Genomic DNA, 25320 nt, shown 5'->3' with positions numbered 1-25320 from the left:
TTATTTTGGCAGCCCTTTCAAAATGTGGCCGTTGTGTTATGATGTAGGTGTTATTGAAGGGAAGGAGCAGTAAAAATGAATACAACTGACCAATGGTGGAAAAAAAGCGTCGTTTATCAAATCTATCCGCGCAGCTTCCATGATTCGAACGGGGATGGAATTGGGGACCTTCCGGGGATTATTGAAAAACTGGATTATCTAAAATTATTAGGTGTCGATATCATCTGGCTGAGTCCGATCTATGATTCGCCAAACGATGATAACGGCTATGATATCCGTAACTATCAGGAAATCATGAACGAATTTGGAACTATGGCTGATTTTGACCAGCTTCTTGAAGAAATTCATAAGCGGGATATGAAGTTAATGATGGACTTAGTCGTCAATCATACTTCTGATGAACATGAGTGGTTTGTCCAATCGAAACAATCTAAGGACAATCCTTATCGTGATTACTATATTTGGCGGGAAGGCAAGGACGGAAAAGCACCGAATAACTGGGGTTCCTTTTTTAGCGGCCCGGCCTGGGAATACGATGAGGCGACGAATGAATATTATTTGCACATTTTTTCGAAAAAACAGCCCGACCTGAATTGGGAAAACCCAAAGGTTCGCCAAGAGATTTATCAGATGATGAAATTTTGGCTGGAAAAGGGGGTTGACGGCTTCCGGATGGATGTCATCAATATGATTTCCAAAGCTCCAGGGCTGCCGGACGGAGAGCAGCATAGCGGGCAATTATTTGGTGACGGTGCACCTAATTTTATGAATGGCCCTAGAATACATGAGTTTTTACAAGAAATGAATAAAGAAGTTTTGTCCCAGTACCCAACCATCACAGTCGGGGAAATGCCTGGAACCACTCCGGAGGATGCCATTCTTTATACAAATCCGGAACGCCATGAAGTGAACATGATTTTTACGTTTGAGCATATGGACCTTGACAGCGCACCTGGCGGAAAATGGAATCTAAAGCCTTTATATCTTCTCGATTTAAAAGAGAACTTGGCTAAATGGCAAACAGCTTTACATAACAAGGGCTGGAATAGCTTGTACTGGAACAATCACGATCAGCCTCGGATTGTCTCACGCTTTGGCAATGACGAAGAGTACCGAGTGGAATCTGCAACAATGCTCGCAGCCTGCCTGCATTTCATGCAGGGAACACCGTATATTTACCAAGGTGAAGAAATCGGCATGACCAATGTTAAATTTAGCGCGCTCGACGAATATCGCGATATTGAAACGATTAATATGTACAAAGAACGAAAATCTCAAGGATATTCCCATGAGGAAATCATGGCCTCGATTTATGCAAAGGGAAGGGACAATGCCCGAACCCCGATGCAATGGGATGATGAGGAACATGCAGGTTTCACCACAGGAACCCCTTGGATTAAAGTGAACCCGAGGTACCATGAAGTAAATGTGAAGAGTGCTCTGGAAGATAAGAATTCTATTTTTTATTTTTATCAAAAATTGATCGCCTTAAGAAAGGAACTGGACATCATTGTCGAAGGTGATTTTCAGTTGCTGCTTCAAGACCACCCTCAATTGTTTGCTTATAAGCGTAAATGGCAAGAAGAAAGCCTGATCGTTATTTGCAATTTTGGGGATAAGGACGTGGATATGGATAATGAACTTTTGACTAGAATTTCTGATTACAACGCCATTCTTTCAAATTACCCAAGTTCAAGCATAGAAAAACTCCGACCATTTGAAGCAGTCGTTTTAACACGCTAATTAACTAGGGGCCTGAACCCGAACTATCCTGATTAAAGAGTGCGGATCCAGGCTCTGCAAAAAAATGTTTGCACATTTAGCCCAGAAGTGTTACTATGAATCTACCGATTAGTGCAAACGTTTTCACTAATTGTTACATAATGAGATAGGGGGTCTAAATAGACAAAGGCTGTTAACGCAGTTAAATTGAATTGTTGCCTGCTAGATTTATTATGTTTTTTTGCACTTTTGCGCAAACGGTTTCACAAAATAGTATTTTGATAGAAGACAATTTCTACTTTCCTTTAACAAAATAGTTAGATTTTTTACTATACGGAATTGTGCAAACGATTTCGCAAATCTTTAATAGAGTATTAGAAGTCGTATCTGTCAATACTACCTACATCTCTGTCAATATGGTAGCTGCGCAAAAGATGGTGTACCAAAAATTATTATGCAAAGCATGGGGGTAAATGATGAACAAGAAAAAGTTATTTTCCGGCATAGGTGCAGGGATTTTATCGCTAAGCCTTCTTTTAACTGGCTGTGGAAACGCTGATAAGGGCTCTTCCAACGAAAGTTCAAAAGGCAATGTGACAATTGATGTTTTCCAATTTAAGGTTGAATTTAAAAAGCAATTTGAAACAGTTGCTAAGAAATATGAGCAAGAACACAAGGGTGTAAAAATCAACATCACGACTGTTGGCGGCGGTGAAGATTACGGTGCGGCCCTAAAATCCAAATTTGCTTCCGGCAAAGAACCAGCGATCTATAATATCGGCGGTCCGCAGGACGTAGAAGATTGGCAAAAGAAACTGGCTGACCTTTCTGATACAGAAGCATCAAAAGCTGCTCTAAAAGGTACTCTTGATGGGGTAAGCAAGGACGGTAAAATTCTTGGATTGCCATACAACCAAGAAGGTTATGGTTTGATTTACAACAAGGCTGTTTTTGAAAAAGCCGGCATTGATGCAAAATCTATCAAGAGCTATGCCGACCTTGAAAAGGCAGTTAAAACTCTAGACTCAAAGAAAAAAGATCTTGGTCTTGAAGCAGTATTCGCGCTTCCTGGTAAGGAAACATGGGTAACTGGACTGCACTTATCCAATGCCTTCCTTGCTCCGGAATTTGATAACAACGTATTAAACGCTTATAACGCTAAGAAGGTTGATTTCAAATATGGCGATGCATTCAAGAAAGTGCTTGATCTGCAAAACGACTATTCTGTTCAGCCAACTGTAAGCTTAGATTACTCTAAGCAGGTTGAAGAATTGTTCTCACTGCAAAAAGTAGCGTTGATCCAGCAAGGTAACTGGGTATATGGCTCCATCGAAGGCATTGACAAAGAATTTGCCCAAAAGGGCATCGGCATCCTGCCAATCCCTGTTGAAGGCTATAAAGAAGATGCAATTCCTGTAGGGATTCCAATGTACTGGGGCGTAAACAGCAACAAGGACAAAGCAACTGTTACTGAAGCAAAGAAATTCTTAGACTGGCTATATACTTCTGACGAAGGTAAAGAAGCCGTTATCAACGACTTTAAATTTATCCCTGCTTATGATGGCTTTGATGCATCAAAAATCAGTGACCCGCTTTCAAAAGAAATTTATCAATATGCTCAAGATGGCAAAACTATCGGCTGGACCTTCATGGGCTACCCAACTGGCTGGGGACAGAACGAGCTTGGAGTGCAAATCCAGAAATACTTGAGCAAAGAAGCTAAGTGGGAAGATGTTGTGAAAACTACTCAAGCAGCCTGGGAGAAATCCAGAAATAAATAATCAATGAAGGCAAATGCGTTGGCCTAATACAAATTTATAATGGGTCCTTTCAATAAAAAGGACCCATTATTATTAAGAGAGGCAAGCGGCTGGTTCGTAAGGAAGCTTCACCTTATCAATCAGCCCCTTTTCTCTCATCATAAACGAGAGACTCTAGATTATTGCTTGGAGGTTTTTTACCATGATGCGTACTCGGGATTTATCCTATTGGCTATTTTTGGCCCCGGTTCTTTTAGCCTTATCCATGGTTGTGATCATCCCGCTGGTATTTGGTATTTATTATTCCTTTACTAACTGGAATGGAATTGAAGTCGGTAGTTTTGTCGGCCTTAAAAATTATTTAGCCATTTTGGATGATAAGGAATTTTTAGATTCCATGTGGTTTACCGTGAAATTTTCCGTGGTTTCCATTATTCTGATTAACTTTTTTGGCTTATCTTTGGCCCTTATTGTGACTTCAAAAATTAAATCCAATAAGTTCTTAAGAACGATTTTCTTTATGCCAAACTTAATTGGCGGGTTGATTCTTGGTTTTATCTGGCAGTTTATTTTTATTAAAGTTTTCGCCGGAATTGGTTCAGTGTTTGGAATACAAAGTTTAGAAGGATGGCTTTCTACTACACAAACAGGATTCTGGGGACTTGTCATTTTGATGAGCTGGCAAATGTCCGGATACATTATGGTCATCTACATTGCCTATTTAGAAGGCGTCCCTGGTGAGTTGATTGAGGCAGCAGAAATTGATGGTGCAAGTCCGTTCCAGCGTCTTCGCTATATCATTTTCCCATTGGTTGCTCCAGCTTTTACGGTCAGCATGTTCCTTACTTTGTCCAATACATTTAAACTTTACGACCAGAACCTGTCGTTGACAGGCGGGGGGCCGTATAACTCCACGCAAATGGTGGCAATGGAAATTTTTAAGACGGCCTTTACTGAAAGTGAAATGGCATATGCACAGGCCAAAGCAGTTATTTTCTTTGTGATTGTGGCGGTCATTTCTTTGACGCAGGTATATATCAATAAGAAAAGGGAGGTTGAAATGTAATGAGGAAACATAAATGGCCCATTGAAATCCTAGGTATTATTTTAGGAATAATATGGCTGTCTCCCTTTTACTTAATGATTGTGAACTCCTTTAAAACAAAGCGTGAAATGTTTGAGGATACACTAAAGCTTCCGGCAGGCTTTAACTTCGATAACTATATCGAAGCCTTTACAGAGTTGAATTTTCTTCAAACTTTCATGAATTCCGTGTTGATTACCGTGGTCAGCGTACTTGTTATCATTGTTTTTTCATCGATGGCAGCTTATGCTTTATCGCGGAATAAAAGCAAAATCAGTAGTTTTATATTCTTCCTGTTTGTTGCAGCAATGCTAATTCCGTTCCAATCGGTGATGATTCCGTTGGTTACGATATTTGGTAAATTAGAAATGTTGAACAGCGCCGGCATTATCTTTATGTACCTCGGATTTGGCGCAAGTTTATCGATCTTCTTATATCATGGTACATTAAATGGGATTCCAAAATCTTTGGATGAAGCGGCAACCATTGACGGGGCAAACCGATTCCAAATCTTTTGGCATATCATCTTCCCGATGTTAAAACCGATTACGGTCACCGTTGCGATTTTAAATACGATCTGGATTTGGAATGACTACCTATTGCCGTCCCTGGTTATTAACCAAGAAGGAATGGAGACGATTCCGCTCAAGATGTTCTTCTTCTTTGGAGAGTATACGAAGCAGTGGCATCTGGCCCTTGCTGGACTTACCATTGCGATTATTCCAGTCATCATCGCTTATTTCTTTGCCCAGCGTGAAATTATTAAAGGGATTTCCGAAGGTGCAGTTAAATAACAAATTTACTATATAATAGAAGCAAACTTTATTGGCTTAGGGGGAAGCAATGTGGTAACGATTAAGGATGTAGCAAAGGCAGCTAATGTGGCGCCCTCAACGGTTTCTCGGGTGATTGCCAACAATCCGAGAATCAGTGAGAAGACTAAGAGGCGTGTGAAAGAGGTCATGGAGGATTTAGGATACTATCCTAATTTACAAGCAAGAAGTCTGGCCGCCAAAAGCACTCAAACGATCGGTGTCATTATGCCGAACTCAGCCTATCATGCTTTCCGCAACCCGTTCTTCCCTGAAGTCTTACGAGGAATCAGTATGAATGCCCATGACAGCAGATACGGGATTTACCTTTCCACGGGTTCAACGGAGGAGGAGATTCACGAGGAAGTGCTGTCGATGGTAAATGGGAGACGTGTCGATGGGATTGTCATGTTATATTCACGGGTCAATGACCGCACCATGCAGTACCTTGCGGAAATAGACTTCCCATTTACCGTAGTAGGCCGGCCAAGCACATATGAAGAAAGAATTACGTATGTTGACAACGATAATATTTTTATTACCAACCAGGTGACAAAATATTTGATTGACCTTGGTCATAAAAATATTGCCTTCGTGGGCGGGAATTTGGAATTTGTTGTCGCCCATGACCGTTTAAACGGTTATCGGATGGCTTTAACAGAAGCGGGTCTTCCCGTAAATGAAGCTTATTTGGTTCATGAAAGCTTTGTTAATGATAATGGACGGGATGCCATCCAATCTTTGATCAATTTGGAAGTGCCGCCAACTGCATTTGTCACCCAGGACGATTTAATGGCGTATGAAATCATCAGCCACTTGGATGCTTTGAACATTAGAGTTCCAGAGGATATTTCGATTGTCAGCTTTAATAACCTTTCATTATCGGAGCATTCGAAGCCTCCATTAACATCAGTGGATATCGGTACCTTTCAACTAGGCCAGGTGGCAACGCAATGTTTAATTGAAAAAATTGAGCATCTTGACACCCTGCCAAAACGAATTACGATCCCGACGAAGCTGATTGAACGAAAATCATGCGCCCCAAAAAGGTAAGTACTAACAATGGACTAACAAATAGAAAGTCAGTGAGGAAGATATGAGTAAATTATGGTGGAAAGAAGCGGTGGCCTATCAAATATACCCACGCAGCTTTATGGACTCGAATGGAGACGGGATTGGCGATATCCAGGGGATCATCACGAAGCTTGATTACCTTAAGGATTTAGGAATCGACGTCATCTGGGTCTGCCCAATGTTCGAGTCGCCGAATGATGATAACGGGTACGATATCAGCAATTATCAGGAAATCATGAAAGAGTTTGGAACGATGGCGGATTTTGATTTTCTTTTACAAGAAACCCACCGCCGAGGGATGAAGCTAATCCTTGATTTAGTCATCAACCACACGAGCGATGAACACCCATGGTTTGTTGAATCCCGCTCATCTAAGGACCATCCGAAGCGCGACTGGTATATTTGGCGCGACGGTAAGGGCGGAAAGGAACCTAATAACTGGGAAAGCATTTTTTCTGGGCCAGCATGGGAATATGATGAATCAACTGACCAATATTACATGCATCTTTTCTCAAAAAAACAGCCTGACCTTAATTGGGAAAACGAAGAAGTCCGCCAAGCCCTCTATCAAACAGTGAATTGGTGGCTTGATAAAGGGATTGACGGCTTCCGTGTTGATGCCATCAGCCATATCAAAAAGGAAACTGGCCTCCCAGACATGCCGAATCCAAAGGGGCTTCCCTTTGTTCCATGCTTTGAAAAAATGATGAATGTGACCGGGATACACGATTTTCTTCAGGAATTAAAGGAAGAGACGTTCTCCAAGTATGACATTATGACGGTTGGTGAAGCAAATGGTGTCACCGCCGATGATGAAGAGGACGTTGAGCTTTGGGTCGGGGAACAGCAGGGCAAATTCAACATGATTTTTCAATTCGAGCACCTTGCCCTTTGGGATGCTGAGGTAAAAAAAGAATTGGATATAGTAGAATTTAAGGATGTCCTATCGCGCTGGCAGAAAGGGCTGGAAGGGAACGGCTGGAATGCCCTTTTTATTGAAAATCACGACAAGGCCCGCGTAGTCTCCACCTGGGGAAATGATAAGGAATACTGGCGGGAAAGCGCCACTGCCTTTGCTGCGATTTATTTTTTGATGCAGGGGACGCCATTTATTTATCAAGGGCAGGAAATCGGCATGACCAACGTCCGCTTTGATTCCATTGAGGATTATGATGATGTGTCGGCAAAAAATATGTACCGCTTGAAACGAGCGGATGGTGTCCCACATGAGGAAATCATGGAGATGATCTGGGCGAGCGGCCGCGATAATTCCCGGACGCCGATGCAGTGGTCAAATGAAGGGAATGCTGGGTTTACCAGGGGAATCCCATGGTTAAAGGTCAACCCAAACTATCGCCAAATCAATGTCGAAGCACAGGAACAAGACCCAGATTCCGTCCTGAATTTCTACAAAAAACTGATTCGGTTGAAAAAGGCGAATGAAGTGTTTACGTACGGTACGTACGATTTACTATTGCCGGAAGATCCGCAGGGTTTTGCCTACACGAGAACACTTGACGGAGAAAAAGTGCTGGTGATTGCGAATCTTTCAGACCGAAAGGCTGAGGTAAAAGGTGTGAGCTTTGAAAATAGTTCTTTGCTGCTTCATAATTATGAAGTTTCCAAGATGTCAGAGCAGATTTTAAGACCATACGAAACAAGAGTATACCGGCTGAAATAAAGAAAGACGATTCGGGGAAACCGAATCGTCTTTTTGCTAGAGTTGTTACACTGTTACTTTTGGTTTATCAGCTGCATTCTTTTTGCCAATCTTTCTAAGGAAAGGTACTACCCAATAATCTAAGCCAAATCTGCCGGCGTTGTAGCCTGCTGCCAGGATGATGAAGCCAAGGAAGATGTCAGTAGGGTTATGAGATACAGTTCCTGCTAAGAAGAAAGAGAAGTTCATTACGAGACCAAAGAACATGGCAGCTGTTGTTAAGCATCCGAGAAGTAAGCCAAGACCGATTAATGTTTCACCCCAAGGGACGATAAAGTTGAAAAGATCGACATTTGGCAGGGCCACACCTTTTAAGAATTCTACATACCAGCCGTAAACAACGGCGCCATCTGGACCTTTGACCGGATTTGCTGTTACTCCTTTTAGGAATCCTGCTGCATCAAAGCCGCCTGTTAATTTATGAAAACCTGCTGTGAACCAAGAATAACCAAGGTATAAACGGATAACCAGTAGGATGGCAGCGGAAATTTTATTCTCTCTTAAAAATTTGTTAAACATCTTACATTCCCCTTTCAAACATTTATTTGTTTCTCTTTCTAATTTCAATATATAGGATTTTTTTGTAAAAAACATGGATATAGTAATAAGTTCAAAGTTTGTTCGAAATGTTTTGACAGTTCTTTGAACGGTGAAAAATTCAAAGCGTATGCTCGTATTTTTTAATGTTGAAAACACTGCCATTCTTGCCGTGACAACAATTGTAAAGTTAGATGTTTTTTGTTATTTTAAAATTAATGATTTTCGAAACGAAAAAGGGGAAAGAACGTTGATGGGAATGAAATTGGCAAATTTTCGAATAAAGTGGATTATCATCATTTGTTTACTTGTTTTTTCAGAGCTACTTGATTTATTTGTTTCTTTCAATTTTCCATCTATTAAACTATTTCACTTTACAACAATTGCTGTGATTGTATGTGCCATCCCTTTTCTCCTGGTCACTTTTAAGGAAATGGGGAAAAAATCAGTAGAATATGAAAAAAATGAAGAAAAGTTAAAAAATATTTATGATTCCCTAGATGTAGCGATTTGGTCCCATGACCTCAAAACCAATCAGCTTTTCATTACCCAAGGGATTGAAAAATTGTATGGAGTATCGTTAGAAGACTTTTATCATGACCATGCTTTATGGAAAAAGGTCATTTTTTCGGATGATTTACCCATCATATCTGAACGTGAGCAGAAAATAGTACTTGGGGAAACAGTTACAAGTGAGTATCGAATTATCCGGCCCAACGGTGAGGTGCGCTGGATTTATGACAGAGGTTTCCCGACTTTGGATTCAAAAGGAAACTTTGTTTATTTTAGTAGTGTACTATTTGATATTACCGATCGGAAAGAAAGTGAGGACCGCTATCGCAGTTTAGTAGAAATGTCCCCTGACATCATAGCTGTAGTTAGTGAGGAGAAAATTGAATATATTAATGAGGCTGGATGGAGGCTGATGGGCGCAGCCCATCCGGAGGAACTAATTGGCAAGTCACCATTAAATTATGTTCCCAATAATATTATCCGGACAATTCGAAGGAGGGTTGGATCCTATGATAACCCTATTCAGGAAAGAGTAAGTTTCGAATTCCAGGTAAAACGGCTCGATGGTGAAAAAATAGATGTCGAAATGGCTTCAACTCCAATTCTTTTCGAAGGCAGATTTGCTGTGCAAATTGTCGGCAGGGATATTACGGAAAGGAAAAGGGCAGAGCAAACGATTAAAACAATGGCTTATTATGACGCCTTAACTGGCTTGCCAAATCGAAACAGCTTTAAGGCCCACTTAACAGAGGCAGTAACAAATCACCAACACCAAAAACCGGCTGTGTTATTTTTAGACTTGGATCGCTTTAAGATTATTAACGATACGAAAGGCCATTCTATTGGGGATATAATCCTGCAAATGGCAGCAGGCAGACTGCAAGGGGCAGTGCAACAGAATGGGATTGTTTCACGGCAGGGTGGAGATGAATTTATCATTTTACTAGAAAACACCAATAAGGAGCAAGTGACCTATATAGCCGAAAAAATCCTAAATGCCTTTTCCAAGCCCTTCTACGTAAATAATCAGGAATTCTTTGTCTCAACAAGTATAGGAATTAGTCTTTATCCAGAAGATGGCGCGGATGAGGAAAGCTTAATAAAAAATGCCGATACTGCCATGTATAAGGCAAAAGAGCGCGGCAACAACTTTCAATTTTATTCATCCAGCTTAAATGGAATATCCGTCCGAAAGATGGAATTGGAAAATGGTCTGCGTAAAGCATTGGAATTCAATCAACTGATGCTCTATTATCAGCCGCAATGTTCCTTGACAACCGGGGAGATTGTGGGAATGGAGGCGTTAATCCGTTGGGATCACCCTGAACACGGCTTTGTCCCACCATCTGAATTTATTCCGCTTGCTGAGGAGACGGGGCTGATTGTACCAATTGGCAAGTGGGTTCTAAGGGAAGCCTGCAGACAAAGGAAGAATTGGAGCAAAGCGGGAATAGCGGATTTTCCAATCGCTGTTAATGTATCAGTCCGCCAATTCGAAGATGACCATTTTATCGAATATATTGCAGCGGTTTTGGAAGAAATGGATCTCGATGCAGGGCTTCTTGAATTGGAAATCACGGAAAGCATCATGCAGAACCTGCAAAGATCGTCTTACATCCTTCATCAATTGGAAGGGATGGGGGTGCTTTTAGCAATCGACGATTTCGGGACGGGCTATTCCTCGCTTAGTTATTTGAACCGATTACCGATTCAAAAAATTAAAATCGATAAGTCCTTTGTTCAGGAAGTACCTTTCCTTGCAAGCCAAGAAATGCTGGTAAAAACAATTATTGATATGGGGTTAAACCTAAATTATATAGTCATCGCAGAAGGCATTGAAACCGAGCATCAATTGGAGTTTCTGCGGCAAAATGAATGCGCTGTCGGCCAAGGCTATTTATTCACTAAACCATTACCGGCAGACCAGATTGAAAGGTATCTTGAACGCAATAAAAGTGGTATCCGTTTTTAATGGGTACCACTTTTTATTTGGCTAATAAGAAAGTATAAACCTTCTGTCGAAGGCTTTATACTTTCTTAACGCATAAGTGCAACTACGCCTCATGAACCGCCCTTAGGGGCTCGCCAGTCGGCGAGTTTTCTTTAGAAAAATACCACCGGCCGCTGCTCGGAAGGAATTTATATGAAGATGGCGATTAGGGTAATTCATTGCCCCCATTTCATGTTAATAGATAAAGTGCAGCAGTCTGCAGGCTGAGCCTGAGTCGCTGGTGTAGTGAGGATGAAAGCCACACCTGATGGCGTAAACCTTGTGCTAACAGGAATGGTGAGTCCAATCGATTTAATGAGGATGTCAACCTCGGCATGCTTCCCTTGCTGAGCGGCGTTCATGATTTTACGGGCAAATCCGACATCACTAAGCCGATCTAGCAACATGCTGCCCTGCCTCATTAAAACACGGAAAGTCTTGATGGATTGTTCAAATATTTTCGTATCCACTGGCGGGTAGGCCCTTGGCGGAGGAAAGTGTATGGTGTAGGCAGGATAATACGTCATTGGCGGATTTACAGGATGATGAAAAGGGTTGTAATACATCATAACACTCCTTTAATAGCAAAACAGCATAGCAGTATACGGTATGTTTAAGGCAGAAATTTGGTTCCTAGCGGCAGAATCGTGATGCATATCACCGAAATGATTGTCCGTTTTTGTTAAATTGTAAATAGATTTACTGAAAAGACTAAAACCGCTACTATCCACTTGAACATATTACTCATTCTTCTGACATGTACACTTGCATTTGGAGCCTATATTAAACATGAATCGTTTGGTATGGCTTGCGGGTGGCTTGGCTGCCGACAAACATTTTTTCCTTCAAGCACACCTGAGTTGCTGCAAACTCTCCACCGCGGTCTTGCCGGTATTTCCGCAGCTTACATCCTATTTTTGACATACTGGTCTTTTTCAAAAAACTGGGCAGGGAGTCTTCAGAAACGCTTATGATTGGGTACATTAACCGTCCTGCTTCAACTGGTCATTGGTGCGGCCGTTATTGAAAATTCGATTGCCATCTCATGGGCAGTCCTTCATCTTGCTATTGGAACCGCCCTGTTTGCGATTGTCAGCGAGGCAAGGATTTATTTAGGTGGAAGAGCAGTTGTGACGGTTTCCGGCCTTAAAGAGATTAGGCCGCACGGAGACAGGAAAAGTTTTTACTAATTCAATTCAGAAGGCGCTTGAAAAATGACTTTTCAAGCGCCCACGATTTTTTAGAAACTATAAATGCTTTGCTTTTCCGCCATACACCGTTTTCTTATTCCTCCGCGACTGATGAAGGAATTCCTCGAGCGCCCCAGAGCCAAATAACACCCCAAATAAAATAAGGAGGAACCCAAGGATTTGCGCCACGGATATATTTTCTCCGAGAAACGTCACCGCGCCGACTAAGGTAAAGACGGGCTCGAAGTTGATGAAGATGGCTGCTTCCGTTACGCCAACCATGCTTACCGCATAATTGTAAATCATATGACCAATCGCAGTGGCGATTACGGCGGAAGCGAGAAAAATCATCCAAATACCGAAGGACCCGTTAGATAATTCCCTTAACCCGCCTGGCTCCATAACTAAACTTAGAAAAAATAATACAATCGACCCGAAAAGCATCATGTATCCCGTCAATAAGCGGGGGTCCAATGTATCGGAAACTTTCTTTATTAGCACAAAACTATATGCCTGTGTAAGAATCGATAAAAAGATGTACAGATCCCCAAGTGAAATGCTGCTTAGGGACAAACCGCCATGTCCTGCCAAAACAATAAAGGCAACCCCAGTAAAGCCTAAGATGATTCCCAAAACTTTTACTAACGTTACTCTGCTCTTTAAAAAAATAAATGCAAGAATGGCCGACAAGAGCGGTCCCAGCCCTAGAATAAGTCCACCGTTTGAAGCAGTGGTTTTGGCTAAACCAATCGACAAAAAGAAATGGTGACAGACCACGTTGAAAAATCCAGCCGCAGCGATATAACGGAGTTCCTTTCTAGTCGGTATCCGGACCTTCTTTAAAAAGGCAAGAATAGTAAAGACAGATATTGCTGCGCTGAAAATCCGTAATGACGTTATCGTAACGATAGGAAAATGCGAGACAATCACTTTGATGCCGACAACATTAAAACCCCATGCTGCCATCACCATAACGAGTAGAACATACATCTGGAATTTTTGCGCTTTTGCCATATCCCCACTTCTTTCTTTTTCCATAAAATATAATGCCAACATTATACAACAATGGCAGTCATTTTTGTTCAGCTTTTTTTCGGCTAACGAAAGATATTACCTCCCCAAGTAATAAAATTGTGTTATTCTTTTGGTTGGGGGGTGTTTGTAATGTCAGTGAAAAAAATTACAGCTAAAGAGCTTCATGAAAGATTGCAGGCACGAGAAAATGTTATGATTTTAGATGTCCGTGCAAACGAGAAATATAACAAGTTTCACATAGAAGATTCCCATGTAGAAAGCCGCAATATTCCAAAAACGGAAATATTTGAACTTGACGAAAACATGGACAAACAGCTTACCTTACCGAAAGACAGAGAGGTCATCGTTACCTGCACGACCGGGAATTCGGCTGCAAAATGCGCGAATATCTTTGACCGGAAAAATTACCAGGTCACGCTATTGGAAGGCGGCGTTACAGCCTGGAAGGACTTCTTAAAGTCACTTGAAGATTAAAAAAGGGAGAGACCCTTTATGCTGCAAAAATTGAATAAAAAACTAGAGAAAATTATGCCATTTATTACCCCGGTTAGTGTTATAACCGGGGTTATCTTAAGTGCTTATATAAAGGATTTTTCCTTTTTAATCCCGTGGATTTTCGCCTTTATGACCTTTGCCGGAAGCTTAAACTCTAATTTTAAATCGTTGAAAGACGCGATGCTTCACCCTTTTCCGATTTTTATAGCAATGCTGATTCTCCATCTTCTCATGCCGCTGTTTGCATGGGGAGTGGGGCATATCACTTTCCCAAATGATGCCTATACCATTACGGGTTTAATTTTAGGTATGGTAATTCCAACAGGCATTACGAGCTTTGTTTGGGTTTCTATTTATAAAGGAAATATCCCGCTTGTGTTATCGATCATTTTACTCGATACCTTGTTATCTCCGATTATTGTTCCGTATTCTCTCTCGGTTTTTATGGGACAAAAAATTGAAATGGATTATGTCGATATAATGAAAGGTTTATTCGGAATGGTCGTGATCCCATCCATTATCGGCATGCTGTTAAATCAGTGGACAAAAGGAAAAATAAATCAACAATTAGGGGTAAAGCTTGCCCCATTTTCAAAAATCAGTATGGGGTTTGTTGTGATGCTGAATGGAGCGGTTGTTGCTCCCTATCTAAGAAATATTGACCTTAAACTAGTCGGCATCATGGTTACAGTCTTTATTATTGCATTGTGCGGATATTTGCTTTCTTTTTTCCTTGGGAGGATTTTGATCGGCGACCGGGACACGGCCATCACCTTGACTTTTTCTGGAGGAATGAGAAATATCAGTGCCGGGGCTGTCATTAGTGTTACCTATTTCCCGCCGGCGGTAGCGGTGCCAGTTGTCGTCGGGATGCTTTTCCAACAAATATTAGCGTCTTTAAATGGACATTTTATCGCAAAATACTACCAAAAAGGCGAGGAAAAGCAGGATACAGTTGCTGTGTAGAAAGAAGGAATTTCACCATGGAAAATCAAACGAACAAAGATAGCGGGCTGATTGTTGGCATACAGGGGATTCAGTGGGCTGTTTTTATGTTGACGAATGTTATTGCAGTACCGGTTGTTGTCGGAGCAGCCTTTCATATGGCCCCGGCAGAAATCGCGGACTTTATGCAACGCATGCTTTTTGTAACCGGAATTGCTACCCTAATTCAGATTTTTTTCGGCCACCGTCTTCCACTGGTGGAAGGGGCAGCAGGAATGTGGTGGGCCATTTTTATTTTGCTTGGGTCTATGAGTACCCCGGCCAATCAAGGAAATGTGCTTCAGCAATTAGAAATGGGATTAATCATCGCCGGAATATTGTTGGCCATCATCGGATTTTTGCCGATTATTGAAAAAATACGCCTCCTATTTACACCGATAGTTACTGGCGTTTACTTAATTTTACTGGTCAGTCAATTGAGCGGCTCGTTTTTAAAAAGCATGCTAGGCTTCACCGCCACCGGCCATTTAAATGGGAAAATTGCTCTTATTTGTTTTCTTGTTATTTTCATCATTTTATTCATATCATTAAAAGCCAATGGCATTTTAAAAAGTTTAGGGCCGCTAGCTGGGATAATTGTTGGCTGGGCCATGTTTCATTTTTTCGGTTTGATTGATACAAATCAATCCTACGAGCCCTCCAGATGGTTTAGCATTCCGAAGATTTTTGCTTGGGGAACTCCGAAGTTTGATATTGGGATTGCAGTTACCACGCTCCTTACCTCGATTGTCCTTATTTCCAATGTTATCTCCAGCGTTCTGGTAGTTGGAATAGCTTTAGAAAAAAGGATAAAGCCTAATCAGTATCAAAAGGGGATTTTTGGTAATGGGGTGGGTTTAATCTTCTCTGGCCTCTTTTCTGTTGTGGGCGTAATCCCGTTAGCTATTTCCGCTGGATTCATCATGACGACTGGCATAAAAAAATTGTTCCCGCTCATCATAGGGGCTGTTTTAATCACGGTATCTGGATTTTTTCCATATATAGGCGGATTTTTGGCAACCTTGCCATTAGAAGTTGCTTATGCTTCCCTCTTTACCATGTTTACACAGTTGCTTGGGTTTGGTATCCGCGATTTAATGGGGCAGGAGCCGACGGGACGGAACCTGATGGTGATAGGGATTTCCTTAATGACAGGAATCGGCATCATGTTTTTACCGCCAGAAGCCTTTGAAAATATCGCTCCTTGGCTGCGGAACATTGTGTCCAATGGACTGCTCGTAGGCCTCATTTTATGTTTCATATTAGAGCACGTTGTATTTCGAAAAAAGCAAATCGAGCAGACTGCGTAATCCCTTCTATTTATGGAAGGGATTTTTTATTTGCGTTTTTGGGGAAAGTAAAAAGGAAATTTATGTTGACATGAAACCAAAAGGTTTTATATAATCAAAAATGTGAAACCAAATGGTTGTATACTTTTTGAGAAAGCAGGCGAATTATAATGGTAAATACTCTAGAAGATATCAAGAAATCGATCGTCATCGAGGCACCAATTGAAAAGGTTTGGGAGCATGTTTCTACCGCTGAAGCGATTGGAGAATGGTTCATGCCAAACGACTTCAAACCGGAAGTGGGCCATGAATTTCACTTGCAATCTCCGTTCGGTCCATCTCCTTGCAAAGTAACCGAATTCGACCCTCCAAACCGTCTTTCCTTCAAATGGGATACAGAGGGATGGTTTGCATCCTTTATTTTGAAAGATTTAGGTGGGAAAACGGAGTTTACTTTAATTCATGGCGGCTGGAAGCCTGCGGATGAAATCATCGGTAAAGCCGGTCAAAAGTCTGGTGTCATTCGCGAACACATGTCTGGCGGCTGGAATGGCATTATCGAAAAATTAAAAAGGATTGTGGAGGGCTAAGTGTCAGCCTCAGCACAAAAGCATGATGTGTTTCAAGCAATAGCAGACCCCACAAGGAGAGAAGTGCTAAAGCTTCTCTCTGAAAGAGAATTGCCGATTTCGGAAATCACATCACATTTTTCAATCAGCAGGACGGCTATTGCCAAGCATTTGAAAATTCTCTCTGAAGCGGAATTAGTAAGCGGACGAAAGGAAGGACGGGAAAAAATATACCGGCTCCATCCCGAACCTCTATCTGAGCTAAAGCAGTTTTATGACCAATTCTGGAGCAATAGGCTTTCTGTTCTAAAGCATATAGTGGAAACGGGCGGGGAAAACAGCGGCCTGAAATTGATTCCATCAGAGACAGAAAAAAAAGAACCTTAACCGGTTCTTTTTTTTTCGTAAATATTGTGGCTTTAAGATTGCTTCCCAATTTGATAAATTTCCCTTTATCCTTGGGTACCTATTGGTTACCGAACCAGCGGAATTTTGTCGGTTTCGGGCACCCATATCCTTTATTGGTTACCGAACCGGCGGAATTTTGTCGGTTTCGGGCACCCATATCCTTTATTGGTTACCGAACCATCGGAATTTTGTCGGTTTCGGGCACCCATATTCTTTATTGGTTACCGAACCGAGGTATTTCTTTTGGTTTCGGGCACCCATACCCTTTATTGGTTACCGAACCGGCGGAATTTTGTCGGTTTCGGGCACCCATATCCTTTATTGGTTACCGAACCAGCGGAATTTTGTCGGTTTCGGGCACCCATATTCTTTATTGGTTACCAAACCAGCGGAATTTTTGGGGTTTCGGGCACCCATACTCTTTATTGGTTACCCAACTAGCGGATTATTCTTGGCTATGGGCACCAATACAAAGCAATAAGATATTCATTGCTTCTTAAAGCTCGTTTTTTAAATGACAAAGCAACAATCTTATGAAAAGGGTCTTTTTTACACTTGAACAAAGCTAATTTTACCCTGCATCAATAGAAATATGCTGAAACTTGGAAACCTGAAACAAGCCTTTGTCGGTTAGCTTTAATTCAGGTATCACCGGCAGTGTTAAAAAGGAAAGAGTTAAAAATGGGTTGAACTGGCGATTTGCTCTTAACTGGTTTAGTGCACCATGGATATTGTTCAGATTGGCGTAAACCTCTTGATAGGAGCGGTCCGACATCAATCCCGCGATGGAAAGCTTCAATGCTGCAAGGACCTTGCCGTCTTTTATAACCACCATCCCGCCTTGCATCTCCTTAATTGTTTTGGCGGCCATCACCATATCATGATCGTTTGTGCCGGCGATAACAAGATTATGGGAATCATGGGCGATTGTAGTCGCTATGGCACCTGATTTAAGCCCTAGACCATTGACAATTCCCAAACCGATAAAACCAGTCTGGTGATGGCGTTCAATCACGGCCAGTTTTAGCTGGTCTTTATCCAAAGAGCATTGAAAGAAACCGGACTCATTTGTTTCCACCTGTTCAACGATATGGCGTGTCACCAGGCTATTTGGAATGATTTCGATAATGTTCGCCTTGTGGGATTGAACCGGAATTTGAAATTCATCCTCGGAAATTTCAAGGAAATGAACGGTTTGGGTTAATGAGCTTGGTATATCCGGCTGGCTGCTTTCTGGAAAGTGTACAATGGCTCCTTTTTTGACAACAGCTGTCCCGTCCTTATAAACATCGACAATTTTAAAACTTTCAAGATCTTCCATGATGATGAAATCTGCTTTATATCCGGGAGCGATAGCCCCCTTTTCCTCAAGTCCAAAACATTCTGCCGCGTTGATCGTTGCCATTTGAATAGCGGTTATTGGGGAGATACCCGATGCGACCGCCAGCCTAACATTGTGATCAATGCTTCCTTCATGAAGCAGGTCGTCAAGATGTTTATCATCTGTCACGAATAAGCAGCGGCGGGCATTACGCTCATTTACGACGGGGATCAATTGACGTAAATCCTTGGCCACAGTCCCTTCGCGGATCATCACATACATCCCCCGATTGAGACGTTCTTTTGCTTCTACTGCGTTTGTACACTCGTGATCGGTTCGGATGCCGGCAGCCATGTACACATTTATATCATTTGCGGAAAGACCTGCAGCATGGCCATCAATTTTTTTCCCAAAGGCTTTGGAAGCAGCAATCTTTTCGAGCATATCCTTGTCACAGTTAACAACTGCAGGAAAATTCATGACTTCAGCCAATCCTAGAACTTTTGGCTGCTGAAAAAATTGTTTTAAATGTTCGGCTTTTAAAACAGCACCGGAATGTTCGAACTCAGTCGCAGGGACACAGGAAGGGAGCATAAAGTAAAAGTCAAACGGTAGGTTTTCGGAAGCATCAAGCATATATTGGATTCCTTCGGTACCTAGAACGTTGGCAATTTCATGTGGATCTGCGATTACAGTCGTTACACCATGCAGGAGAAGAACTTTGGCAAATTCGGAAGGTGTGACGATGGATGACTCGATATGAACATGACCATCGATGAAGGCTGGAGTTAAATAAGCCCCATTTGCATCAATCACCTGTTTCCCCTCATATGTGCCAATGCCGGCAAAGTAACCATCTGCAATCGCAATGTCCCCTTCAATAATTTCCCCATTAAAAACATCGATAATTTTTGCGCTTTTAATAACTGCATCCGCAGGTTCTTTGCCGGATGCAACCGAAATTCTTCTTGCCAATTGTCGTCTTTCCATGCGCACCATCCCCCCTAAACTCTATATCTGACATATATTCTTTCCATACTAGTATTCTGTAAGTGTACGTAATTATTACAGGGTTTGGATAAGTCCTTCCAAAAATAAAGCGGTTTGCTGAAAATTGAATATAAGCGATTAAAAGCTAGGTTATAACCCCCTAGCTTTTTTATGATACAATTTTCTTAAAAAAGGAGTCGGCCAACATGAATATCATTGACCTGCATTGTGATGCATTACTTAAGCTTTCGGAAGGTAAAGGTAAGCTGCGTTTTGCCGATGCCCCGGAATTAGAGACAAACAAAGCTCGCCTGCAGCAAGGCAAAATCAAAGCTCAGTGCTTTGCAATCTTTATCGAACCGGATATCCCATCCGATCGAAAATTCCAGGCAGCGCTGGAGCAAGTTGATTATTTTTACAAGGAAGTCTTGGGGGAAAATCCCGACATGGTTCATATAAAGAATTGGGCTGATTTTGACCAGCTCAAAATTGGCCAGATTGGTGCGATGCTGACGCTTGAAGGTGTCGACGCGATTGGCAACGACCTTATGAAGTTGCGTACATTGTTCCGATTAGGTGTCCGTTCTGTCGGCCTTACCTGGAATAACGCCAATTTGGCGGCTGACGGTGCCGGCGAGCCGCGCGGGGCGGGGCTTACACTATTTGGTAAGGAAATCGTGCAATTAAACAATGAGAATCAAGTCTTGACGGATGTTTCTCATTTGTGCGAAAAAGCATTCTGGGATGTCATGGAACTCGCAGATTACCCGATTGCGAGCCACTCCAATGCCAAATCCCTTTGTAACCACCCGCGCAATTTAACTGATGAGCAAGCTGCGGCAATGTTCCAAAAGGGCGGACTGATCCATGTCGTCTATAATCCGCCATTTATTAATGAATCTGGGGATGCACACATAAGTGACCTCATCAAGCATATTGACCATTTCTGCTCCCTTGGCGGGGTAAAGCAAATTGGCCTAGGGTCAGATTTTGATGGAATCTCCCAATTTATCATTGATTTAGAGAATGCTGCCAAATCGCAAAACCTGATCAATGAACTTTTAAAACATTACAGTGAAGAAGAGGTTAGTGGCTTTGCCTCACAAAACTTCCTTGACCACCGGCCGGGTGCAGTACGATGAAAATTCGCGAAATGGGTATGGCCATTGGAAAGCTTACCACTGGCGAAAAAAACTGCCTAACAGATGTCCCAGGAGTAATGGTTGGGCACGTGACACTAGATTATCCTTTAAACGAAACAGGCACCGACTATGCCTGTACGGGAGTAACCGCCATTTTACCCCATAGCGGAAACATGTTTAAAGAAAAAGTGACGGCGGCAAGCTGTGTCCTGAATGGTTTTGGCAAAACAATCGGACTAGTACAGGTAAATGAATTAGGTGTTCTTGAATCGCCGATTATGTTAACAAACACCTTTGGGGTCTCGGCGGTGACTCAAGGCACGCTTGAATATATGCTAGAGGAAAATCCGGAAATCGGTGATACGACCGGAACCATCAATATTGTGGTTGGGGAATGCAATGACAGCTATTTAAACTCAATTCGTAAGTTTCCAGTTAAACCCAAGCATGCCATTGAAGCGATTAAAAAGGCCTCGAATCAACAAGCTGACGAAGGGGCCGTTGGTGCCGGAAAAGGCATGGTCTGCTTTGGCTACAAAGGCGGAATTGGCTCATCATCCCGAGTAGCAACAGACTATACAGTGGGATGCATGGTACTCAGTAATTTTGGCAGAAAAGAAGATTTCCGCGGCTTCCAATATGAAACAGGAGGCGGACTTTCTGAAACTGCTGACGGTTCCATTATTATCGTTTTGGCGACAGATGCCCCGTTGAGCGATCGGCAGCTAAAACGGGTGGCGAAGCGTTGCGGGATTGGTCTTGGGCGGACTGGTAGTCATTTCAGTCACGGCAGCGGCGATATTGTGATTGCCTTTTCAACCGCTCATAAAATTCCTCATTTTTTAGATGAGACGGCTGAAATACGGACACAGCTTCGCGAAGACCATCCCATTATGAATCAGCTATTTGCCGCAGCAGCTGAAGCGGCGGAGGAAGCGATTCTTAATTCCTTGACCCAGGCCGTAACCACACAGGGAAGGGAAGGCCATGTTGTCGAAGCTATTTGCTTAAGGAAAGAAGGAAATTAAATGTATCTTTCAATAAAAGAAACAGCAGAGTTTTTATCCATCTCAGAAGCTGACGTTAAAAAGTTCATCCAGCAGAAAAAGATCCGCGCTCTTTTTGACGGCAGTGATTACCTAATCAACAAAGAACAATTCAACACCCATTTAAAACAAATGGAAAAATACAAACAGCTTGTAGAAGAAATCTTGAGTGAACCCATACCTGAAGACTTGGACGTAAAGGATGAGGATTAATGGCAAACATTTATTTAAAGCGAGTATATGAGCCTTACGATGAATCGGATGGGTGCCGGATTTTGGTGGATCGGCTCTGGCCGAGGGGGATTTCGAAGGATGCGGCAAGGCTCGATCATTGGTATAAAGAGATCGCGCCAAGCCCAGATCTTAGAAAGTGGTTTTGCCATAAACCGGAGCTGTTTGATGAGTTTCGAAGCCGTTATATTCAAGAACTCCGTACTAATGAGGAAAAACTTCAATTAACTAATCAAATATTCGAGATGGCAGCTTCTCAAAACGTAACGCTTTTATACGGTGCGAAGGACACGGTCTATAACCATGCGGTGGTTTTGTATGAGGAGTTAATGGGAAGAGGGGACATCGGGTGAAAAAAATATTTTTCACAGCACTGCTGTTAGTGTTAGTCCTATCCGGATGTTCTTCAAATGATCAAGCCAATAAACCAGATAAGAAAGACGCGAAAGTGGAATTAACCATTTCTGCTGCCGCAAGTCTGCAAGATTCCTTGAATGATATTAAAGCAAGCTTTGAAAAAGCCCATCCCAATGTACAAATAAATTATAACTTTGGTGCTTCTGGAGCGCTGCAGCAGCAAATTTCCCAAGGAGCGCCTGTAGATTTGTTCTTTTCCGCTGCAGAGGATAAATTCAATTTATTGGTCCAAAAAGGCGACATTGAACAGAAAAAAAGTGTTAATCTTGTGGGAAATGACCTGGTGTTAGTTGTTCCGAAGGATAATAGGAAAAGTATTAATAATTTTAAAGATGTTTCGCGCGCGGAAACCATTTCGGTTGGTACCCCGGAATCGGTGCCTGCCGGAAAATATGCGCAGGAAACATTCGATGCATTGAATATTTGGAATTCCCTTCAAGGTAAAGTAGTCTACGCAAAAGACGTCCGCCAAGTCCTTACCTATGTTGAAACCGGAAATGTGGATGCGGGAGTAGTCTATAAAACCGATGCTTTAACCTCCAATAAGGTTAAAATAGCAGCAACGGCAGAGGACAACACACATACCCCCATCATCTATCCGGTAGGTGTTGTAAAAGAAACGGCACATCCAAAAGAAGCCGAGCTGTTTCTCGAATATCTTCAAAATCAAACATCAATGGACATTTTTAAAAAATACGGATTTAAAAAAATACATTAAGCATGAAAAAGAGCCTGGAAGACCAAGCTCAGATTGTCAAGAAGGTGTATTTTTCTCGGCAATTTTTAATTTTTGTTAGGATCCAAAATTTCGATTTTTATTATTAGATATGGCTATGCTGATAGGTCTGTTGATTTCCACTCCGGGCACTTGCTTTCCGTTGGGGAGGTCCTAGAGCCTCCTCGGCGCTATGGCGCCTGCGGGGTCTCCAGTGACCTCTATATCCCGCAGGAGTCGAGTGCCCTCCGCTCCAATCAACAGGGAGGCAAATCCACTTAATTATAGCAACACACTTTTTTCTTACCCAACTAGTTCGTATTAGGGACATTTCCTTCTCGATTTCTTCGATTTTGTCCTTCATTGGCTTTATGAGGGACATTTACTTCTTGAATCCTTCCATTTTGTCCTTCATCGGCTTTATGAGGGACATTTTCTTCTCGATTTCTTCGTTTTTGTCCTTCATCAGCCTTATGAGGGACATTTCCTTCTTGGAATCCTTTCATTTTGTCCTTCATCAGCTTAATAATGGAGCTGGATAGCGGACATAAACATTGAATTTACAACTTATTTTCATTATTTATTGGAGTTGATGGTCTTTTTGATACACCTGTTGATTGGCGCGGAAGGCAAGAAGACTCCTGCGGGAGTACGGGGCAGGGGAGACCCCGCAGGAGCGAAGCGACGAGGAGGCTCCCCGGCACGCCCTAAGGTGCGCGAAGTGTCTGGAGCGCCAATCAACAGACTTGTTGCACAGCCCTAAATTGAATAATTAAATAAAGGCTATCGAAAGATTCTCGACAGCCTAAGCTTGGAAGACCAAGCACTTTTTTTATTAGATGACATATAAAAACACGCACATAAAATGGGCTAAGCTTCCGAGCATAATGAAGATATGGAAAATTTCATGGAAACCCCAATTTTTAACTTGCAAAAACTTAGGCTTTGCTCCATAAATGACACCGCCAACCGTGTAGAAAACACCGCCAAGTATGAGCAGAAACAAGCCGTTTGGATTGATGCTGCCTGCCAGCGGCGAGAAAACAAAAACCACCATCCATCCCATCACAATATACAACGCGGTTGAAATCCAGCGCGGGCAGTGAAACCAAACCATTTTAAAAACAACGCCGCAGATGGCCACTGCTGCAATAATCGAAAAGAGAACAGCACCTGTTTTTCCATTTAAGCTGATAAAACAGAATGGAGTGTACGTACCGGCAATCAGGATAAAAATCATCGAATGGTCAAGTTTTCTTAAAAAAGCAATCACTTTAGCCCGCGCAATTACCATATGGTAGGTTGCCGAGGCTGAATAAAGAAGAATCATGCTGATACCAAAAATGATGACAGCGGCAATGGCAAGGGGCGAATGGGAAGTCAGTGAGGCTTTGATCACCATCGCCAACAATCCGACAAAAGACAGAATCGCTCCCGTCAAATGAGTGAGTCCGTTAATGGGCTCCCGAATATACGCATTCATTATGTAACACTCCTATTCCACCACGTAGTTTTAATAACTATATATAATGATACAAGTATATCAGAATCTAGTCAATGACTATATCTTCAGGTATAATAAAAAATATTATGAAGTGAACGGGGTTAACATTAATGGAAAAAATCAATCAAATCATTGAAGAACTTGATTTGGAAGCGAATTTGCCGTTGGATGAGATTCCAAAGATAGATTTATATATGGACCAGGTCATCCAGCTTTTTGAAAATAAATTTGCGGAATCGAAGCGGAACGATGAGGAAAAAATTCTTACGAAAACAATGATTAACAATTACGCCAAAGGAAAGCTTATTTTTCCTATTAAAAATAAAAAATACTCCAAAGAGCATCTCATCCTTATTAGTTTAATCTATCAACTGAAAGGTGCACTATCAATTAACGATATCAAAACGACTCTTGATGGGCTTAATAAAAGAATTATGAAGGAAGATATCGATTTAGACTCTTTCTATAACAGTTATCTAAATTTGACTGCCCAAAATGTCTCCGATTTCAAAGAAGAAATGACTAGAAGAGGGTTGGAGGTAAAGGAAGAAATCGCTGAAGGGCAGGAGGATACGTCGCCCTATCTGGAACGGGTCCTGATGATTTCGTCCCTTGTCCATATGAGTAACTTATATCGAAAAGCGGCTGAGAAGCTCGTTGATGGCATCGTGATTGATAAAGAAGGAAAGCGCCAGAGATCATAACGGTCTCTGTTTTTTTTGTATACCTATTTGGTGAAAATTTCTTCCGTTTTTACTTTTAAAAAAGAAAA

Annotated in this window: 26 protein-coding genes; 19 read left to right on the top strand and 7 right to left on the bottom strand. The window is 41.9% G+C overall.

Annotation, left to right across the window (positions count from 1 at the left end; all coding sequences use genetic code 11):
- Positions 1 to 75: 75 nt before the first annotated feature.
- The 6 genes from KHA99_RS14900 to KHA99_RS14875 all read left to right on the top strand — a co-directional run bounded on the left by KHA99_RS14900 (position 76) and on the right by KHA99_RS14875 (position 8133).
- Positions 76 to 1743: a glycoside hydrolase family 13 protein gene (locus KHA99_RS14900; protein ID WP_213118267.1), complete on the top strand. Its 1668-nt coding sequence runs from the start codon at positions 76 to 78 to the stop codon at positions 1741 to 1743.
- 455 nt (positions 1744 to 2198) lie between these two features.
- Complete coding sequence (locus tag KHA99_RS14895) at positions 2199 to 3503, top strand: ABC transporter substrate-binding protein (RefSeq protein WP_213118266.1); 1305 nt, start codon at positions 2199 to 2201, stop codon at positions 3501 to 3503.
- A gap of 184 nt (positions 3504 to 3687) precedes the next feature.
- Positions 3688 to 4548, top strand: coding sequence for a carbohydrate ABC transporter permease (locus tag KHA99_RS14890; RefSeq protein WP_213118881.1), 861 nt, complete (start codon positions 3688 to 3690; stop codon positions 4546 to 4548).
- Entirely contained in the window at positions 4548 to 5360 is an 813-nt protein-coding gene (locus KHA99_RS14885) for a carbohydrate ABC transporter permease (RefSeq protein WP_213118265.1), read from the top strand. The genes KHA99_RS14890 and KHA99_RS14885 overlap by 1 nt, the downstream gene beginning before the upstream one ends.
- A gap of 51 nt (positions 5361 to 5411) precedes the next feature.
- A complete protein-coding gene (locus tag KHA99_RS14880) occupies positions 5412 to 6431 on the top strand; it encodes a LacI family DNA-binding transcriptional regulator (RefSeq protein ID WP_213118264.1) in 1020 nt (339 codons plus the stop codon).
- Between the two features lie 43 nt (positions 6432 to 6474).
- Positions 6475 to 8133: a glycoside hydrolase family 13 protein gene (locus KHA99_RS14875; protein ID WP_213118263.1), complete on the top strand. Its 1659-nt coding sequence runs from the start codon at positions 6475 to 6477 to the stop codon at positions 8131 to 8133.
- A gap of 45 nt (positions 8134 to 8178) precedes the next feature.
- On the opposite strand, the gene KHA99_RS14870 is transcribed toward KHA99_RS14875, so the two are convergent.
- The gene (locus KHA99_RS14870; protein ID WP_213118262.1) at positions 8179 to 8691 is read right to left on the bottom strand and encodes a DoxX family membrane protein; all 513 of its coding nucleotides are present in this window, start codon (positions 8689 to 8691) and stop codon (positions 8179 to 8181) included.
- A gap of 271 nt (positions 8692 to 8962) precedes the next feature.
- Between KHA99_RS14870 and KHA99_RS14865 the strand changes: the two genes are divergently transcribed.
- On the top strand, positions 8963 to 11194 hold the full coding sequence (locus KHA99_RS14865) for a bifunctional diguanylate cyclase/phosphodiesterase (protein ID WP_249366742.1): 2232 nt from the start codon (positions 8963 to 8965) through the stop codon (positions 11192 to 11194).
- 194 nt (positions 11195 to 11388) lie between these two features.
- On the opposite strand, the gene KHA99_RS14860 is transcribed toward KHA99_RS14865, so the two are convergent.
- Both KHA99_RS14860 and KHA99_RS14855 read right to left on the bottom strand, forming a co-directional pair.
- Positions 11389 to 11778 carry a YuzC family spore coat inner layer protein gene (locus KHA99_RS14860; protein ID WP_213118261.1) on the bottom strand — a complete coding sequence of 130 codons (390 nt, stop codon included), beginning with the start codon at positions 11776 to 11778 and terminating at the stop codon, positions 11389 to 11391.
- Positions 11779 to 11995: 217 nt separating this feature from the next.
- Entirely contained in the window at positions 11996 to 12196 is a 201-nt protein-coding gene (locus KHA99_RS14855; RefSeq protein ID WP_213118260.1) for a hypothetical protein, read from the bottom strand.
- On the opposite strand from KHA99_RS14855, the gene KHA99_RS14850 reads away from it, so the two are divergent.
- Positions 12187 to 12402 (top strand): hypothetical protein, encoded by a 216-nt coding sequence (locus KHA99_RS14850; protein ID WP_213118259.1) that lies wholly within the window; start codon positions 12187 to 12189, stop codon positions 12400 to 12402. The two genes, KHA99_RS14855 and KHA99_RS14850, sit on opposite strands and share 10 nt — an antisense overlap.
- A gap of 57 nt (positions 12403 to 12459) precedes the next feature.
- Here the strand turns inward: KHA99_RS14850 and KHA99_RS14845 are convergent, their stop codons facing one another.
- Entirely contained in the window at positions 12460 to 13416 is a 957-nt protein-coding gene (locus tag KHA99_RS14845) for a DMT family transporter (protein ID WP_213118258.1), read from the bottom strand.
- 150 nt (positions 13417 to 13566) lie between these two features.
- On the opposite strand from KHA99_RS14845, the gene KHA99_RS14840 reads away from it, so the two are divergent.
- The 5 genes from KHA99_RS14840 to KHA99_RS14820 all read left to right on the top strand — a co-directional run bounded on the left by KHA99_RS14840 (position 13567) and on the right by KHA99_RS14820 (position 17161).
- Positions 13567 to 13911, top strand: a complete 345-nt coding sequence (locus KHA99_RS14840; RefSeq protein WP_213118257.1) for a rhodanese-like domain-containing protein — start codon at positions 13567 to 13569, stop codon at positions 13909 to 13911.
- Positions 13912 to 13929: 18 nt separating this feature from the next.
- On the top strand, positions 13930 to 14898 hold the full coding sequence (locus KHA99_RS14835; protein ID WP_213118256.1) for a bile acid:sodium symporter family protein: 969 nt from the start codon (positions 13930 to 13932) through the stop codon (positions 14896 to 14898).
- Between the two features lie 17 nt (positions 14899 to 14915).
- Positions 14916 to 16226, top strand: coding sequence for a purine/pyrimidine permease (locus KHA99_RS14830; protein ID WP_213118255.1), 1311 nt, complete (start codon positions 14916 to 14918; stop codon positions 16224 to 16226).
- Positions 16227 to 16375: 149 nt separating this feature from the next.
- Complete coding sequence (locus tag KHA99_RS14825; protein WP_249366688.1) at positions 16376 to 16795, top strand: SRPBCC family protein; 420 nt, start codon at positions 16376 to 16378, stop codon at positions 16793 to 16795.
- Positions 16796 to 17161, top strand: coding sequence for an ArsR/SmtB family transcription factor (locus KHA99_RS14820; protein WP_213118254.1), 366 nt, complete (start codon positions 16796 to 16798; stop codon positions 17159 to 17161).
- A 592-nt stretch (positions 17162 to 17753) separates the two neighbouring features.
- Here KHA99_RS14820 and ade read toward each other — a convergent pair.
- Positions 17754 to 19499 carry an adenine deaminase gene (ade, locus tag KHA99_RS14815; RefSeq protein WP_372447612.1) on the bottom strand — a complete coding sequence of 582 codons (1746 nt, stop codon included), beginning with the start codon at positions 19497 to 19499 and terminating at the stop codon, positions 17754 to 17756.
- A 200-nt stretch (positions 19500 to 19699) separates the two neighbouring features.
- On the opposite strand from ade, the gene KHA99_RS14810 reads away from it, so the two are divergent.
- From KHA99_RS14810 to modA, 5 genes are read left to right on the top strand one after another with little or no spacing between them, the layout of a single operon-like run.
- Complete coding sequence (locus tag KHA99_RS14810; protein WP_213118252.1) at positions 19700 to 20635, top strand: dipeptidase; 936 nt, start codon at positions 19700 to 19702, stop codon at positions 20633 to 20635.
- Positions 20632 to 21663 (top strand): DmpA family aminopeptidase, encoded by a 1032-nt coding sequence (locus KHA99_RS14805; protein ID WP_213118251.1) that lies wholly within the window; start codon positions 20632 to 20634, stop codon positions 21661 to 21663. Before KHA99_RS14810 ends, KHA99_RS14805 begins: the two co-directional genes overlap by 4 nt.
- Complete coding sequence (locus tag KHA99_RS14800) at positions 21664 to 21894, top strand: excisionase family DNA-binding protein (RefSeq protein WP_213118250.1); 231 nt, start codon at positions 21664 to 21666, stop codon at positions 21892 to 21894.
- On the top strand, positions 21894 to 22265 hold the full coding sequence (locus tag KHA99_RS14795) for a DUF488 domain-containing protein (RefSeq protein ID WP_213118249.1): 372 nt from the start codon (positions 21894 to 21896) through the stop codon (positions 22263 to 22265). Before KHA99_RS14800 ends, KHA99_RS14795 begins: the two co-directional genes overlap by 1 nt.
- On the top strand, positions 22262 to 23047 hold the full coding sequence (gene modA / locus KHA99_RS14790; RefSeq protein WP_213118248.1) for a molybdate ABC transporter substrate-binding protein: 786 nt from the start codon (positions 22262 to 22264) through the stop codon (positions 23045 to 23047). The genes KHA99_RS14795 and modA overlap by 4 nt, the downstream gene beginning before the upstream one ends.
- A gap of 308 nt (positions 23048 to 23355) precedes the next feature.
- Here the strand turns inward: modA and KHA99_RS14785 are convergent, their stop codons facing one another.
- Both KHA99_RS14785 and trhA read right to left on the bottom strand, forming a co-directional pair.
- The gene (locus KHA99_RS14785) at positions 23356 to 23550 is read right to left on the bottom strand and encodes a hypothetical protein (RefSeq protein ID WP_213118247.1); all 195 of its coding nucleotides are present in this window, start codon (positions 23548 to 23550) and stop codon (positions 23356 to 23358) included.
- A gap of 329 nt (positions 23551 to 23879) precedes the next feature.
- Positions 23880 to 24527 (bottom strand): PAQR family membrane homeostasis protein TrhA, encoded by a 648-nt coding sequence (trhA, locus tag KHA99_RS14780; RefSeq protein WP_213118246.1) that lies wholly within the window; start codon positions 24525 to 24527, stop codon positions 23880 to 23882.
- Between the two features lie 131 nt (positions 24528 to 24658).
- On the opposite strand from trhA, the gene KHA99_RS14775 reads away from it, so the two are divergent.
- On the top strand, positions 24659 to 25252 hold the full coding sequence (locus KHA99_RS14775; protein ID WP_213118245.1) for a DUF1836 domain-containing protein: 594 nt from the start codon (positions 24659 to 24661) through the stop codon (positions 25250 to 25252).
- Positions 25253 to 25320 lie beyond the last annotated feature (68 nt).

This window comes from Neobacillus rhizophilus (assembly GCF_018343535.1).
Taxonomy (GTDB): domain Bacteria; phylum Bacillota; class Bacilli; order Bacillales; family Cytobacillaceae; genus Neobacillus; species Neobacillus rhizophilus.
The sequence above is the reverse complement of the archived record's forward strand: the minus strand, read 5'-3'. Positions and strand labels throughout refer to the sequence as shown.